The organism is Plantibacter auratus, assembly GCF_050587365.1.
Classification (GTDB): domain Bacteria; phylum Actinomycetota; class Actinomycetes; order Actinomycetales; family Microbacteriaceae; genus Plantibacter; species Plantibacter auratus.
In genome coordinates this window covers 181251-196200 of the sequence record NZ_JBOBFV010000004.1, presented here as the reverse complement: position 1 = coordinate 196200, position 14950 = coordinate 181251, and the positions used below count along the sequence as shown (strand labels likewise).

The following is a 14950-nucleotide window of genomic DNA, read 5'->3' as shown; positions in this document are numbered from 1 at the left end:
GTCGGGGCGAGGGGTCGGGCATCGAGCGCGGGCTGGTCGGTAGGCTGACGGGCATGAGCACACCGGACGGATCCAAGCCGCAGCCCTCTGCGCCGCAGCAGGCGTACTCGCAGCATTCGGTTCCGCCGCAGCCGTACCCGCAACAGCAGCTCCAGCCGCAGCAGTACGGGGTGCAGCCGTACGCCCAGCAGGCGCCCTACCCGCAGCAGCAGCCCTACCCGCCGCAGTACGGCATGCAGCCGTACGCGCAGCCGTATGCGCCCGTGTACCCCGCGCCGTACCCGTACCCGGCGTCGCCGCCGAAGGGGCTCAGCATCTCCAGCATGGTCATCGGCCTGGTGTCGCTGTTCTTCGGGTTCACCTTCGTGCTCCCGGTCGTCGGATTCGTCCTCGGCCTCATGGGGCTCCGCCGCGAGCCCGCCGGTCGCGCGATGGCCATCACGGGCGTCGTGCTCAACGGGCTGTTCCTGCTCGGCTGGGCGGCGCTCGTGGTGCTCTGGGTGTTCGTCATGGGTGGCCTGCTCGCCGGCGTCGGCAGCGCGGCCTCCACCGGCATCGCCGCCTAGTCGCCGGTCAACCGCCGAGGCGCCGGTCAGCCGGCCGGGACGACCGTGCTGACCATCGACAGCACCACGGCGCCGTCGACGTCTTCACGTTCCAGCCAGACGGCGATGTTCGAGAACTCGCCCAACGACGCCGCGTGGGTGCCGCCGCAGGCGATGACCGCGGGGCCGCCCGGCAGCTCGCAGTGCCAGCTGCGCCGATCGGTGAGCAGCTCACCCTCGCGATCGATCCGGACGGCGGCGCCGCTGTCCAACCAACCGTCGAGGGTGTTCCGGATGCGTGACCCGAGCGCGTCGAGGTCGTCGAGGGCGGCCGGGTCGAACCCCTTCCGTCGAAGCGACTTGCCGATGCGGTAACGGTCGGTCGACGCGTTCGGAGCGATCCGCGACGACTCGCAGGCGAGCGCGTCGAAATCCGGAGCCCCGAGGGCGTCGGGGACGACCTCCTTGCGCCAGGCGTCGGCGAGCGCGGCGTTCAGGGCGAGTGATGCGAGGTGGCAACCGGTGTGTCCGGCGGAGAGCGCGTGTCGGGTGGACGCGTCCACCTCGACGCGGGCCGTCTCGCCCTCGACGGCGCTCGGGGTCGCCTCGGCGGAGACCAGATGGGCGACGAGGAAGGCCCACCCCTCGGTGCCCTTCTTCACGGGGATGTCGGCGCCGAGGTACAACTGAGTGCCGTCGGTCGCGGCGACGACGCAGTCGGTCACGGCGACCTCCACGGCACTCGTGCCCGCACCGAAGGTGATGGTCGCCGTGTCGGCGGGCTGGTCGGGCCACGCGGCGTCGACCGGGTGGCAGGCCGTCTCGTCGAGCACGACGGCGAGGTGGTCGCCGACGGGTTCGACGTGCAGCACCGTGCCCGTCGAGACGAGGGCTCCGGAGGGATAGGTGACGCGCGTATCCGTGACGGGGAGGCTCATGTCCCCACGCTATCGCGACCGGCCCGGACGCCCGTCGGCGGCTGTCAACCCCGGGAGACCGTGGAGGATCACGACGTAGAGTCCGAGGACACGGAGCGCGACGCGTTCCGCGGAGAGGAGTGCATCATGACGGATCAGCAGGACCAGCGTTCAAGCGACGACCTCGCGACCGGTGCGGCCGGAGCGGACCAGGAAGCCTGGGAGGGTGCCGACATCGACACCGCAGAGCTCGTGAGCTCCGACCAGACGACCGCCGGACCGGGCTCGGACGGGTCGAGTCAGACCGTCGACGGCGCCGGCTCGGAGGACGCGGCTCCCGACGAGGAGCAGGCGACCGAGGAGGCCGTCGAGACCCCGGAGCCCTCGACCGAGCTCGACGCACCGCTGGCCGAGGGCGAGGGTGGCGACGCCGACGGTTCGGCCGACCACCAGCCCGACTCCGGGCCGGCCTCCGAGGCCACCGACGACGCCCGCGAGGTCTACGACACCGCACCCGACTGAGTCGGACACCACACGACCGACGGGCCGTCCTCCGATCCACTCGGACGACGGCCCGTCGTGCGCTCCGGACACCGTGCTGGGGCGGAGACGGCGGCTCAGATCGGCAGGAGCGACCAGACCACCGCGAGGGCGATCAGGCCAACGACGCCCGCGATCGCCAGCGCGTTCAGCAGGCGGTGCTCGACCATGATGGCGACGTACTCGCGGAGGAACGCGCTCGGCACGTAGTAGGCCGCCGTCGGGGAGCCGATGACCTGCGCGTCGCTCCCGATCGAACGTGCGAGGAGCGCCGCGCGGAGGACGTGGTAGTTGTTCGTCACCACGATCGTCTCGCCGTCCCGCCCGGCCGACTGCTGCAGGTCCCGGGAGAGCAACAGGTTCTCGCGCGTGCTCGTGGACGCGGTCTCCGGGAGCACGTCCGTCGGGTCCGCGCCGTTCGCGACGAGGTACTCGGCCATGGCCGTCCCCTCCGGGCGCGGTTCGTCGTCGCCCTGGCCGCCGGACGGGATCAGGATCGGTCGCGTCGTCCCCGGTGCTGTCGCCCGGTAGATGCGGAGTGCCAGGTCCAGGCGACTGCGCAGTAACGGCGGGACCTCGCCGTGGATGAGGCCGGAACCGAGGACGACGAGGGCGTCGGGCGTCCGGGTGTGGCGGTAGCGGCTGTAGACGAGTGAGTAGACGCCGAAGGCCGCGAAGGTCGCCGCCGCGTAGAAGCACGCGAACCCGAGCAGGAGACCCAGCGCGACGAGGACGATCGTCAGCCACGAGGGCAGGGACTGCGGGTGCGCTCCGAGGACCAGCAGCACGGCCAGCACGGGCAGGACGAGGATCGCGACCCCGGCGAACAGCGAGAGCAGGTTGCCCAGGCTGCGTCCTTCGAGCCGGAGCATCGTGATGCCGTTGCCGATGAGGAGGACCCCGAGCACGCCCACCAGCAGGACCGTGCCGAACGCGGCGAGGAGCACGGTGAACGGCGTCGTGCGGGACGCCTCCGAGAGGAGCGCCACCAGCCCGCAGGCGATCGCGGAGACCAGGAAGACCCCGTTGCGCAGGCGGCGGGCGTCGCGGCGTCGGCTCGCGACGTAGAGCACCGCGAAGACGGCGGCCGGGAACAACATGATCATGCCCTCATCCTGCCCGACCGATCGTCCTGTACCGGTCGTTCGGATGGGGCATGCGGGCAGCGCGTCCGGGGTGCTATGACCGCGGCGGCTTCGGCGTCATCGCCTTGAGTGTCGCCTCCTCGGCGTCGATCGCCGCCAGGACCGCGGCGACCGCCGGTTCCTGGTAGCGACCCTCGGCGCGCGCCGAGAGGAGCGCCTCGCGTTCCGCTGCGATCATCTGGCGGCGGAGCCGGGCGAACGCGACCGTGCGGAGTTCGGAGCCGTCACCCGTGTACTGCTCGAGGGCGTTGGCCACGAAGCTCGCATTGGTCCGCAGACGGTTGAGCACCTGTTCCTCGTCCGCCTCGGTCGTCAGTTCGTCGAGGCGGTCCAGGCCGGCCGTCTGGACCTCCGCCATGAGCATCAGTTGTTCGACGCGCTCCTGGCTGTGGTTCGGCGGCGGGAGGTGCAGTGCGCGGATGATCCGGGGGAGCGCGAGCCCCGAGAGGAGCGTGCCGACCACGACGACGAACGCCAGGAACTGCAGGAACTCGCGCGACGGGGTGTCCTCGGGCAGCAGGAACACGGCCGCCAGGGTCACCACGCCGCGGACGCCGGCTGCGGAGACGGCTATCCCGTTGCCCCACGACCAGCTCCGCTCACGGAGCCGTCTCGGCCCGAGCCGGTAGATCGCCGTGACCGTCATCTCCCACACGAACCGCGAGACGATGAGCGCTGCGAGGACCCCGATGCTGATGAACACGGTCGGCCAGAGCCCCGGACCGGTCTGGATCGCCCCCTCGAGGATGCCGGCCAGGTTGAGCCCGATGAACAGGAAGACGGCGTTCTCGAGGAGGAACTGGATGGTGCGCCAGTTGAGCGACTCGGCGATGCGCGCCTCGGCCGACTGCACGATGGGCGCCCGGTAGCCGAGCAGTAGCCCGGCGGTGACCACCGCGAGGACGCCCGAACCGTGGATCGCCTGCGCCAGGAGGAACGCGAGGAACGGGGTGATGAGGGAGAGGCAGGTGTCGAGGACTGGGGCGCGCAGGCGTCGGCGGACCTCGGACAGCACCCAGCCGACCGCGAGACCGACGCCGACACCGGCGACGACCTCGATGACGAACTCGCCGGCGATCATGACCGGGTTGACGACGCTCGTGATGGCGAGGATCGAGGCGTTGAGTGCCACGAGTGCGGTGGCGTCGTTGAGCAGGCTCTCGCCCTCGAGGATCGTCAGCACGCGCCGGGGGAGCCCGAGTCGTCCGGCGATCGCGCTCACGGCGACGGCGTCGGTCGGCGCGATGACCGCTGCGAACGCGAACGCCGCCGCGAGGGTGATCGACGGGATGAGGAGCCAGCTGGCGAACCCGACCGACACGACGGTGAACGCGACCGCTCCCACCGAGAGCAGGATGATGCCGTCGTTACGGGCACGGATGTCGATGAGGGAGATCCGGATCGCCGACGCGAAGAGCAGCGGCGGCAACAGTCCGTAGAGGATCAGGTCGGGTTCGATCTCGACGGTCGGGACGGCGGGGATGAACGACGCGACGCCGCCGACGAGCACCAGGGCCACCGGGGCGGAGACGCCCGCTCGGCCGGACAGGCCGGAGACGATGACGGTGACGACGACGAACACGACGATCCACGAGATGAGCGCGACGGGATCCATGTGGGGATTCTCCCACCTGGGAGGCCGTGGTCGTCCGTACGATCGTCCGAACTCCGGAGCGGCCGGGATCGGCGCCGGTTCCGGACGCACGACGCCCCCGCATGGTCAAGCCGTGCGGGGGCGTCGGTTGGAACGGCGAGGGAGCTCAGCGGCGGCGGTTGGCCGTGCTGCTGGAGCCGCGCTGCTCCGCACCGGTCTCCCGGGTGCGGAGACCGAAGCGGTAGGTGAGCTTCTCGGTGGAGTGACCGCGGCCGTGGACGGCGGTGCCCGCGGAACGGTTGGAGGACGCTGGGGTCCGAGTCTGAGTGATGGACATGGTGGTTCTCGATTCTGGTGTTGCGGATGATGGATGGGCCGGTTCCAGAGGGGGAATGCGATGACGATCGGTGCTGGTCGCATGGATGGAGCGACGAGACCGTCCGGTATGCAGCTGCGCCGAGATTCGGCTGCGCTGGTCGGCTGGGGCCGTCCGGTGGATCGTTCTTCGCCGTTCTGGATGACGGCTGGTGGTGTCGTGTCGGGAGCATCGGCGTATCCGTGGAGGTGTGGACTCTGCACACGGAAGCCGGTTGTGACATCGGCACTCGAGGAACGAGCGTACGCGACCAAGCTGAGAACGACCTGGGAATGCCAGGCTTCAGTGCTCGCGCGGGTCGATGCCCGAGATTGGACCCGAGCATCGACCGGCGGTGTCGCAGAGCTTCGGGCCACCGCACCTAGGGGAGGGGTGGCCGTATCTCCCGCGCACCCGAAGGGATATCGGGCTCGGGAGGCCGGAGGGTGATCGCGGGGGACGATCGGTTACCGGTGGAGGCGTTGGAAGAACTCCAACACAATATATATTAACAGCTCAGCGTTGCGTGTTGCTGTGGGATTGCTGGGAGTGCTCAGTCCGTCGCAAGGAGGCGCAAGATCCGCGCGGTCTCGGCCGCGACCGCGCTGCGCCCGGCCCGCACGTAGGTGCGGGGGTCGACGAGCTTCGGCTGCTCGTCGAGGACGTCGCGCACCGCCCGGGTGAACAAGCCGTTGAGGTGCGTCGAGAGGTTGATCTTCGTCATCCCGGAACGGACCGCCGCGCGGAGCTCGTCGTCGGGGAGTCCGGAGGAGCCGTGCAGCACGAGTGGGACGGGCACCTCGCGGCGGAGCTGCGCGATCAGCGCGTGGTCGACGGCGGCCTCCCGGCTCGTCATCGCGTGCGAGGTGCCGACGGCCACGGCCAGGGCGTCGACGCCGGTCGCTGCGACGAACGCGACGGCCTCTGCGGGCACCGTGCGCGCGCCCGGAGCGTGGACGCCGTCCTTCCCGCCGACCTCGCCGAGCTCCGCTTCGACGGCCACGCCCCGTGCGTGGCAGAAGTCCACGATCTCCTTCGTCGCGCGGACGTTCTCGTCGTACGGCAGGGTCGAGGCGTCGAACATCACGCTGTCCACGCCGAGCTCGACGCCCTCGTGCACGAGCTCTGCCGACTCCACGTGGTCGAGGTGGACGAGGACCGGCACCGTCGCGGCACGCGCGATGGCCAGCGAGGCGAGTGTGATGGGTGCGAGCGACCCGTGGTACCGCACGCAGTTCTCGCTGATCTGCAGGATGACCGGCAGCCCGGCCTCCTCGGCGCCGGCGACGATCGCCTCCGCGTGCTCGAGGAGGACCACGTTGCACGCCGCGATGCCGGCGTTCGAGGCCGAGGCGTTGGCGAGGAGCGTGGTGAATTCGAGGGCGGTGGTCATTCGGTTGCTCCAATGGGGTCGGGTGCGGCGGGTGCGTCGAGGAATCGGTGGAAGGCGGCGAGGTCGATCGCGCCGGCGATCGGTTCGAGCACGGCCGCCGCGCCTGCGACCGCCGCCGTGCGGAGTGCCTCGGGAAGTGTGGCTCCCGCGCGGAGTGCTGCGACCAGGCCGGCCGTGGCGGCATCGCCGGCGCCGGTCGGGTTGCCGCTGACGCCGGGGACGGCCGGGACCTCGTGGGCACCGTCGGCGTCGCCGGCGGTGAGGCCGTCGGCCCCACGGGAGATGACGACCGCGCGGGCCCCGAGCGCGAGGAGTGCTGCGCGAGCGGTTGCGAGGTCGGCCGCGCCAGTCGCCTCGAGGGCCTCGTCGAGGTTGGGTTTGAGGATCGTCGCACCGGCACGGGCCGCGGCGAGGAGCGCCGTGCCGCTGACGTCGACGATCACCGGGACGCCGGCGTCGTGCCCGGTTCGGACGAGGGCTTCGACGACGGCGTCGGGCGTGGCCGGCGGGAGCGAGCCCGAGATGACGAGTGCGCTCGCGTCGTGGAGGGCGCGTCGGAGCTCGGTCGTCAGGGTGGTCCACTCCTCGGGTGTCACGACCGGACCGGCCTCGGCGAAGAGGGTCGGATGCTGGACGCCGTCGACGACCGCGACCGTCGAGCGTGTCTCGGCGCGGAGCTCCACGACCCGGGTGGGGAGGTCGTCGGCCGCGAGGGCGTCCGCGAGCCAGGTGCCTGAGGCGCCACCGAGGGGGAGCACCTGCAGCGTCGGGACCCTGAGCGACTCGAGGACGCGAGCGACGTTCACGCCCTTCCCTCCGGCACGCCGCACGACGGACTGGACGCGTTGCGTGACCCCGAGCTGCTGCTCGGCGACCGTGTAGGTGATGTCGACGGCCGGGTTCGGCGTGACGACCACGATGCGACGCGGCGCGGGCGTGGTCGTCATCGGGCTGCCACCAGTCGGCGAGCGAGGATCCCCGCACCGACCGTGGCCGCCTCGTCGCCGTGACGAGCGGGCAGGAGCTGCGGGACGCGGACCACGTCGAGCCGCTCGCGGAGTCCGTGCTCGAGTGGCTCGAAGAGGGCGGCTCCGGCGAGGGCGAGCCCACCGCCGATCACGATGGCGGTGGGTGCGGCGACGACGGTGATGCCGGCGAGGGCCTCGGCGAGAGCATCGACGGCGTCGTTCCAGATGACGATGGCGGCCGCGTCCCCGCGAGCGACGGCGTCGGCGACGGTCTTCGCGTCGCGGGCGCCCGCGCGTCGTGCGATGCCGCCCGCCGAGGCGAGTTCCTCGACCCGGAGCCCGCGGTGCGGGCCGTCCTGGATCACGCGCTGGCCGATCTCGCCGGCCCAGCCGCCGCCGGCGAAAGGGATGCCGTCGATGACGAGCGCCGAGGCCAGACCGGTTCCGACCGGTACGAACGCGATCGTGCCCGTGACGTCGGCTGCAGCGCCCGAGACCGCCTCCGCCAATGCCCCGGCGCGGACGTCCTGCCCGAAGGCCAGCGGGACGTCCAGCGCGGGACGGAGGAGCTCGGGGAAGGCGAGGTCGCGCCAACCGAGGTTGACCGCGTGGATGCAGACGCCGTGCTCCTCGTCGACGACGCCGGGCACGACCACCCCGACGGCCGCTGGGGCTGCGACGCGGCTCGCGGCGGCGACGAGTCCGAGGACGATGTCGCGAGTCAGGACACCCGAGGTGTCCCCCGAAGGCGTCGCCTCGCGCCAGCGCCCGAGGACCGTGCCGTCGGCATCCGTCAATGCGGCTTTGATCCCGGTCCCGCCGACGTCGATGCCGAGGACCGCCCGCTCGGTCACGGCGTCAGGATGACGGAGCGCGTGAGCGAACGGGGGTGGTCGGCGTCGAGGCCGCGGGCCTCAGCCAACGCGACCGCGAAGCGCTGGGCGACGACGAGCCCGGCGATGGGGTCGAGGTCGTGCTGCACGAAGGTCGCTCCGGTGGCCGCGACGTCCTCCGGCAGGCCGGCGGGCGTCGGGCCGAGGGACCAGACGAGTCGGCCGGGCTGCGCGATCGCGATAGGACCGTGGCGGTAGTCCATGGCGGGGTAGGACTCCGCCCAGAACTGTGCCGCCTCGCGGGTCTTGAGCGCGGCCTCGAAGGTGAGGCCCACGGCGTGCCCGAGTCCGATGAAGGAGACCTGGTCGGCGGCGAGGTACTCGTCGATCGGGATCTGCAGCGCTCGCTCGGCTTCCATGGCGAGTGCCTCGACGTCGTGTCCGAGCGAGCCGCGGAGGAGCGCGAGCGTCGTCGTGGCGAAGCGGGTCTGGACCACGGAACGCTCGTCGGCGAAGGGGAGGGCGATGACGTGTGCCGCCGGAACGGTCGCGGGGGAGTCGTCGACCGCGGTGATGAGGACGGTGGTGACCGAGTCGCCCACCGCCTCCAGCAGGTGCACGATCTCCGTGGTCGTGCCGGAGCGTGAGATGGCGACGATGCGGTCGTAGTCGCGGATGCCGGGGAACTCCGAGCCCGCGAACGCGTCCGTGATGCCGAGCCCCGCCTGTTCGCGCAACACGGCGTAGCTCATCGCGATGAACCAGCTGGTGCCGCACCCCACCACCGCGACGCGCTCGCCCGGCTGCGGCAGCACGGCGGCGGCCTCCGGCACGAGGGCGGCGGCGGTGCGCCAGGATTCGGGCTGCGACGCCAGTTCGGCGGCGACGAAGGTCTCGGGCATGACGTGCCTTTCACGTGAGGGGACGCGATCGCAGCGTGGCGAATACGTTGCCGCAACCATACCGGATTGAATCTGATCGATACCAGTGCAAATCGTCAGAATCAATCAGACAGGCGCTGGCTGAGCGCCCATATGATGGTCACAGTACGCCCGACCCGACCGGAAAAGCAGGACAGATGACGCAGCAACAGCGACTCAACGCCCTGCTCGAGCTCGTGAGCGAACGCGGCAACGTGACGATCGCCGAGATCGGCGAAGCGCTCGGCATCTCCGCGGCCACCGCTCGTCGCGACCTGACGGCGCTCGCCGAACAGCGACTCGTCACGCGGACCCACGGCGGTGCCGCCGCCCTCGGCACCGGCTACGAGCTGCCGCTGCAGTACAAGATCGCCCGCCAGGCCGACGCCAAGATGGCCATCGCGAAGGCCACGGCCGCCCTGATCAACGTCGGCGACGCCGTCGGACTCAACGGCGGTACCACCACGAGTGAGGTCGCGCGCGTGATCGGGCGGAGTGAGCACCTCGTCCGTTCGGACGGCGACGCCTCGGTCACGATCGTGACGAACGCGCTCAACATCGCCTTCGAACTGTCCGTGCGCTCGCACGTGAAGATCGTCGTGACGGGTGGCGTCGCACGACGCCAGTCCTATGAACTCGTGGGATCGCTCGTCGCGGGGGCGCTCGCCGAGATCGCCCTCGACGTCGCGATCCTGGGCGTCGACGGCTTGAGCGCGCAGTTCGGCGCCACCACCCTCCACGAGGGTGAGGCCTCGGTGAGCCAGGAGTTCGTCAAGGTCGCGAAGCGGGTCATCGTGGTCGCCGACAGCACCAAGATGACGAAGGCGACCTTCGCCCGCATCTGCCCGCTCGACCGCATCGACGTGCTCGTCACCGACCAGCCGGTGGATCCGACGCTTGCCGACGCCCTGGCCGCGGCCGGCGTCGAGCTCATCATCGCCGCCTGAGTCCTCACCTTCCGGTCGCTGAGCCTCCCCCTCCTGGTCACTGAGCCGCCCCCTCCCGGTCACTGAGCCGCCCTCCCGGTCACTGAGTCGCCCTCCCGGTCACTGAGCCTGTCGAAGTGCGACCCCGCTCCCCATGTTTCCGCGCGGTAAAACCTCTCCACATCGGCCGCCCAGCACTTGCGTCAGCGCTGTGATCGCCTATTGTCATTTCATGATCGTTTTGGCATCATATGAATCAACTTCACGCAAGGAAGCGGATGTGATCGAGTGAGCACTGCACCAGCCACCACCCCCGAAGGCCTCCGGGTTGCCGTCATCGGCACCGGCCAGCGCGCCTACATCGCCGAACACGTCGCCACGAGCCCCACGTCCGCATCGGTCGTCGCGGCGGTCGACACCACCGAGATCGGTCGCGGTCGGGCACGGCAGCTGTTCGGCGACGACATCGAGGTCTTCGACTCCCACGAGGCGCTCATCGCGCAGGGCGGTGTCGACGCGGCGATCGTGACGACGCCCGACTGGACCCACAAGGAGATCGCGGTCGATCTGCTGCGCGCCGGCATCGCGGTCTACCTGGAGAAGCCGCTCGCGATCACGCTCGACGACGCCGACGCGGTCCTCCAAACCGCCTACGAGTCGCGGACGCCGCTCTACGTCGGGCACAACTTCCGGCATGCGGCCGTCGTCCGGCTCATGCACGAGGTCATCGAGCGCGGCGAGATCGGTGCGGTCAAGTCCGTCTGGGTGCGTCACTTCGTCGGCAACGGCGGCGACTACTACTTCAAGGACTGGCACGCCGACCGCTCGCGCGTGAACACCCTGCTCCTGCAGAAGGCGAGCCACGACATCGACGTCGTCCATTTCCTCGCCGGCGCGTACACGCAGCGCGTCGTCGCGATGGGCGACCTCGCGGTCTACGGCGACATCGACGATCACGAGGACCGCAGCGGCCAGACCATGGCCGACTGGTTCTCCTACGACAACTGGCCGCCCGAGGCGCAGCGCGGCCTGAACCCCGTGGTCGACGTCGAGGACGTCTCGATGATGCTCATGACCCTCGAGCACGGGATCACCGCTAGTTACGAGCAGTGCCACTTCACGCCCGACTACTGGCGGAACTACACCGTCATCGGGACGCACGGTCGGCTCGAGAACATCGGCGACACCGCCGGTGGCACCGTCAAGGTCTGGAACCGTCGTCGCACCTGGAGCACCGAGGGTGACGTCGAGTACCCGATCGCGGGCGTCGAGGAGGGGCACGCCGACGCCGATCTCGACACGATGAACGAGTTCCTCGCCTTCGTCGCCGACGGCACCCCGACCACGCTGTCGCCGGTCGCCGCACGCCAGGCCGTCGCCGCCGGTGCCCTCGCCGCCCACTCGCTCCGCAACGGTTCGATCCCGCTCGACGTCCCGCCACTCGACCCCGCACTCGTCGAGTACTTCTCCTCCCTCACCGCCAGCACCGCACCGCACTCCCTCGCCGCCGCCGCCCGGTAGCGCACCTCGAAAGGACTCCAGTCATGCCTTCGCCGTTCATGAACCGCAACGCCGCACCCGGTGGTCGCAACCGCCGCCGTGCCGTCCTCAGTGCCGTCGGTCTCCTCGCCGCCGCCGCGCTCACCGCCGGCTGCAGCACCGGTGGCGGTGGCGCCACCGGTGGCGAGTACGCCGCCGCCCCGAAGGACCTCAAGGCCGAGATCACCTACGGCGTCTGGGATCAGGCCCAGGTCGAGGCGATCGACGCCAACATCGAGGCCTTCAACAAGGTCTACCCCGACATCACCGTCAACGTGAACGTCACGCCGTGGGCCTCGTACTGGTCGAAGCTCCAGACGCAGGCCTCGAGCGACACCCTGCCCGACCTCTTCTGGTTGAACGGCCCGAACTTCCAGGTCTACGCGGCGAACGGCAAGATCGAGCCGATCACCGGCGCCGTCAAGGCGGGCGACATCGACCCGAAGAACTACCCCGAGGCCCTGAACGAGCTGTACTCGCTCGACGACACCCAGTACGGCGTGCCGAAGGACTTCGACACGATCGGCGTCTGGGTCAACACGGCGCTCTTCGAGCAGGCCGGCGTCGCGCTGCCCGCTGACGGCTGGACCTGGGACGACTTCGACACCGCCGCGCAGGAGATCTCGACGAAGCTGAAGGACCAGGGTGTCTACGGTGCCGCTGGCGGCATGGACGGCCAGACCACCTACTACAACACGATCCTGCAGGCCGGCGGCGAGGTCATCAACGCCGACCAGACCGAGTCCGAGTACGACAGCCCCGAGGCCCAGGAGGGGCTCCAGTTCTGGACCGACCTCATCGCGGACGGCTCCTCGCCCAGCATCCAGCAGCTGACGGACACGCCGGCCGACCAGTGGTTCACCTCCGGCAAGCTCGCCATGTACTGGGGTGGTAGCTGGCTGCGTCCGCTCGTCGGCGAGTCCGACGTCGCCGCCACCGCCCAGGCCTTCCCGCTGCCCACCGGCAAGGAGCAGGCGACGGTCATCCACGGTGTCTCGAACGTCGTCGCTTCGGCGAGCAAGAACAAGCAGGCCGCACAGGCGCTGCAGGTGTTCCTGGCGAGCGAGGAGGCCCAGCAGCAGCAGGGCGACCTCGGCGCCGTCATCCCCGCCTTCACCGGCACGCAGCAGTCCTTCGTCGACTCCTACCCGACGATGAACCTGCAGGTCTTCCTCGACGCCCTCGACTACGCCAAGCCGCTGCCGGTGTCGGAGAACACCGCCGCGTGGAACGCACTCGAGGTCGAGCTCCTGCCCGACGCGTTCAGCGGTGACAAGCCGGTGGCCGACGTGGCGAAGGACCTCGCCGAGCAGATGAACGCCGCGCTGGCCAAGAAGTGACCGGTCAGACCGTGCTGCGCACCCCGTCGGCGCCGCTCTCCTCACCGAGAGCGGCCCGGCGGGGTGCCGCCCGCGGCGACGGCGCCTGGCCGTGGGTCTTCGTCCTCCCGCTCCTCACCGGCATCGGCGTCTTCTTCATCTGGCCGATGATCCAGACCGCCTACTACTCGTTCACCGAGTGGGGCGTGTTCGGCGGAACCACCTTCACCGGCGTCGAGAACTACGTCCGGTTGTTCGCCGACCCGCGGCTCTACGCCTCCCTCGGCAACACGCTGATCTATACGGCGGTGGTGCTCCTCGGCATCCCGATCGCCGTCTACCTCGCGAGCCTGTTGAACCTCCCCGGCCTGCGGTTCGCGAGCTTCTACCGGGTGCTCTTCTTCCTGCCGTACGTCGCGATGCCGACCGCCGTGGCCATCGTCTGGCGCATCATCTTCAACGGTGACTTCGGCATCCTCAACTACACGCTGTCGCTCGTCGGTGTCGACGGCCCCTACTGGATCAGCACGCCGGGCACCGCGATGTTCGCCGTGGCGATCGTCGGCCTCTGGTCGTCGCTCGGCTTCTCGATGATCATCCTGGCGTCCGGACTCAAGAACATCGCACCGGAGCTCTACGAGGCGGCCGAGCTCGACGGCGCCACCCGGTGGCGGCAGTTCCGCTCGATCACGGTGCCGCTGCTCACCCCGAGCATCTTCTTCGTCACGATCATCACGGTCATCTCGAGCTTCCAGCTCTTCGACCTGCTGTACGCGATCCTCGGCAGCACCAACCCGGTGCTCCCGAAGAGCATGTCGCTCGTCTACTTCTTCTACGACCAGGGCTTCGTCCAGAACGACAAGGGGTACGCGGCGGCGATCGCGATCGTGATCTTCCTGATCATCGGACTCGTGACGCTCCTCCAGTTCCGGCTCCAGAAACGATGGGTCAACAATGACTGAGCAACTCACGGCCACAGCACCGCTCACCACCCGTGCCGTCACCGTTCCGGGTTCGGGTCGTCCGTCGGCCGCGTCCGCGCGACGCCGCGACGCCGGTCGGCCCGGCCAGCGGCGCGGGTCGCACGTCGTCGCCCACATCGTGCTCGGCGTCGGTGGCCTCATCATGGCGTTCCCGTTCATCTGGCAGCTCATCATGTCGCTGTCGACGAACGCGGAGGTGCAGAGCGTGGTCCCCACGTTCTGGCCGGCCGAACTGCAGTGGCAGAACTACGCCGCGGTGTTCGAGCGCCTCCCGTTCCTCGACCAGCTGCGCACGTCGATCGTCATCACCGTGATCAGGACGCTCGCGCAGATCGTCCTCTGCACGATGGCGGGGTACGCGTTCGCGCGGATGCGGTTCCGCGGACGCGCGGTGCTGCTCGCCGTGACGCTGTCGATCCTCATGGTGCCGTCGCAGGCGTACCTCATCTCGCAGTACCAGATCGTGCAGGGCTTCGGTTGGCTGAACACCACGCTCGGCATCGTCGCACCCGGCCTGTTCAGCGCGTTCGGCACCTTCCTCATGCGGACGGCGTTCCTGAACCTGCCGACGGAGCTCGAGGAGGCGGCGCGGATCGACGGCGCCGGGCCGTTCCAGATCTTCTGGAAGATCATGCTGCCGCTCGCGAGGCCCAGCATCAGCGTCCTCGCGATCACGACCGTGCTGTGGTCGTGGAACGAACTGCTCTGGCCGCTCGTGGTCTCCACGTACGCGAACTCGATGCCGCTCGCCGCCGGTCTCGCGACGCTCTCGAGCGACAAGACGACGGACTACCCGGTGATGATGGCCGCGTCGATCCTCGCCATGGCACCGGTACTCATCCTGTTCATCGTGCTCCAGCGCCGGGTGATCGACGGGCTGGCGTTCTCCGGGCTGAAGTAGCACTTCGCCCCGGTCCCTGAGCCTGTTCGAAGGGCGTGACCGGGTCCCCGCGCTGCTCCCGGTTCCTGAGCT

15 protein-coding genes are annotated in these 14950 nt (G+C 69.9%); 7 read left to right on the top strand and 8 right to left on the bottom strand.

Annotation, left to right across the window (positions count from 1 at the left end; all coding sequences use genetic code 11):
• Positions 1-53 precede the first annotated feature (53 nt).
• Positions 54-566 (top strand): DUF4190 domain-containing protein, encoded by a 513-nt coding sequence (locus ACQ3HE_RS16090; protein WP_430893450.1) that lies wholly within the window; start codon positions 54-56, stop codon positions 564-566.
• Between the two features lie 26 nt (positions 567-592).
• Here ACQ3HE_RS16090 and ACQ3HE_RS16085 read toward each other — a convergent pair whose 3' ends face one another.
• On the bottom strand, positions 593-1483 hold the full coding sequence (locus ACQ3HE_RS16085; protein WP_202939419.1) for an alanyl-tRNA editing protein: 891 nt from the start codon (positions 1481-1483) through the stop codon (positions 593-595).
• A gap of 126 nt (positions 1484-1609) precedes the next feature.
• Between ACQ3HE_RS16085 and ACQ3HE_RS16080 the strand changes: the two genes are divergently transcribed.
• On the top strand, positions 1610-1984 hold the full coding sequence (locus tag ACQ3HE_RS16080; RefSeq protein WP_430893449.1) for a hypothetical protein: 375 nt from the start codon (positions 1610-1612) through the stop codon (positions 1982-1984).
• Between the two features lie 95 nt (positions 1985-2079).
• Here the strand turns inward: ACQ3HE_RS16080 and ACQ3HE_RS16075 are convergent, their stop codons facing one another.
• The 7 genes from ACQ3HE_RS16075 to ACQ3HE_RS16045 all read right to left on the bottom strand — a co-directional run bounded on the left by ACQ3HE_RS16075 (position 2080) and on the right by ACQ3HE_RS16045 (position 9192).
• On the bottom strand, positions 2080-3108 hold the full coding sequence (locus ACQ3HE_RS16075; RefSeq protein WP_430893448.1) for a YdcF family protein: 1029 nt from the start codon (positions 3106-3108) through the stop codon (positions 2080-2082).
• 73 nt (positions 3109-3181) lie between these two features.
• Positions 3182-4762: a cation:proton antiporter gene (locus tag ACQ3HE_RS16070; RefSeq protein ID WP_064296856.1), complete on the bottom strand. Its 1581-nt coding sequence runs from the start codon at positions 4760-4762 to the stop codon at positions 3182-3184.
• Between the two features lie 145 nt (positions 4763-4907).
• Positions 4908-5078 (bottom strand): hypothetical protein, encoded by a 171-nt coding sequence (locus ACQ3HE_RS16065; RefSeq protein ID WP_430893447.1) that lies wholly within the window; start codon positions 5076-5078, stop codon positions 4908-4910.
• Positions 5079-5649: 571 nt separating this feature from the next.
• Positions 5650-6489 carry a class II fructose-bisphosphate aldolase gene (locus tag ACQ3HE_RS16060; protein ID WP_430893446.1) on the bottom strand — a complete coding sequence of 280 codons (840 nt, stop codon included), beginning with the start codon at positions 6487-6489 and terminating at the stop codon, positions 5650-5652.
• Entirely contained in the window at positions 6486-7436 is a 951-nt protein-coding gene (locus tag ACQ3HE_RS16055) for a 1-phosphofructokinase family hexose kinase (RefSeq protein WP_430893445.1), read from the bottom strand. Before ACQ3HE_RS16055 ends, ACQ3HE_RS16060 begins: the two co-directional genes overlap by 4 nt.
• Positions 7433-8311 carry an ROK family protein gene (locus ACQ3HE_RS16050; protein WP_430893444.1) on the bottom strand — a complete coding sequence of 293 codons (879 nt, stop codon included), beginning with the start codon at positions 8309-8311 and terminating at the stop codon, positions 7433-7435. The genes ACQ3HE_RS16055 and ACQ3HE_RS16050 overlap by 4 nt, the downstream gene beginning before the upstream one ends.
• A complete protein-coding gene (locus tag ACQ3HE_RS16045; RefSeq protein WP_430893443.1) occupies positions 8308-9192 on the bottom strand; it encodes an SIS domain-containing protein in 885 nt (294 codons plus the stop codon). The genes ACQ3HE_RS16050 and ACQ3HE_RS16045 overlap by 4 nt, the downstream gene beginning before the upstream one ends.
• Positions 9193-9368: 176 nt before the next feature.
• Here ACQ3HE_RS16045 and ACQ3HE_RS16040 point away from each other — a divergent pair, with 176 nt between their 5' ends.
• From ACQ3HE_RS16040 to ACQ3HE_RS16020, 5 genes are all read left to right on the top strand, one after another.
• Positions 9369-10157, top strand: a complete 789-nt coding sequence (locus ACQ3HE_RS16040; RefSeq protein ID WP_079706484.1) for a DeoR/GlpR family DNA-binding transcription regulator — start codon at positions 9369-9371, stop codon at positions 10155-10157.
• A gap of 267 nt (positions 10158-10424) precedes the next feature.
• Positions 10425-11657, top strand: coding sequence for a Gfo/Idh/MocA family protein (locus ACQ3HE_RS16035; protein WP_430893442.1), 1233 nt, complete (start codon positions 10425-10427; stop codon positions 11655-11657).
• 23 nt (positions 11658-11680) lie between these two features.
• Entirely contained in the window at positions 11681-13015 is a 1335-nt protein-coding gene (locus ACQ3HE_RS16030; RefSeq protein ID WP_430893441.1) for an ABC transporter substrate-binding protein, read from the top strand.
• Positions 13012-13956: a carbohydrate ABC transporter permease gene (locus tag ACQ3HE_RS16025; protein WP_430893440.1), complete on the top strand. Its 945-nt coding sequence runs from the start codon at positions 13012-13014 to the stop codon at positions 13954-13956. The genes ACQ3HE_RS16030 and ACQ3HE_RS16025 overlap by 4 nt, the downstream gene beginning before the upstream one ends.
• Positions 13949-14878 (top strand): carbohydrate ABC transporter permease, encoded by a 930-nt coding sequence (locus ACQ3HE_RS16020; protein ID WP_430893439.1) that lies wholly within the window; start codon positions 13949-13951, stop codon positions 14876-14878. Before ACQ3HE_RS16025 ends, ACQ3HE_RS16020 begins: the two co-directional genes overlap by 8 nt.
• The last annotated feature ends 72 nt before the right edge of the window (positions 14879-14950 follow it).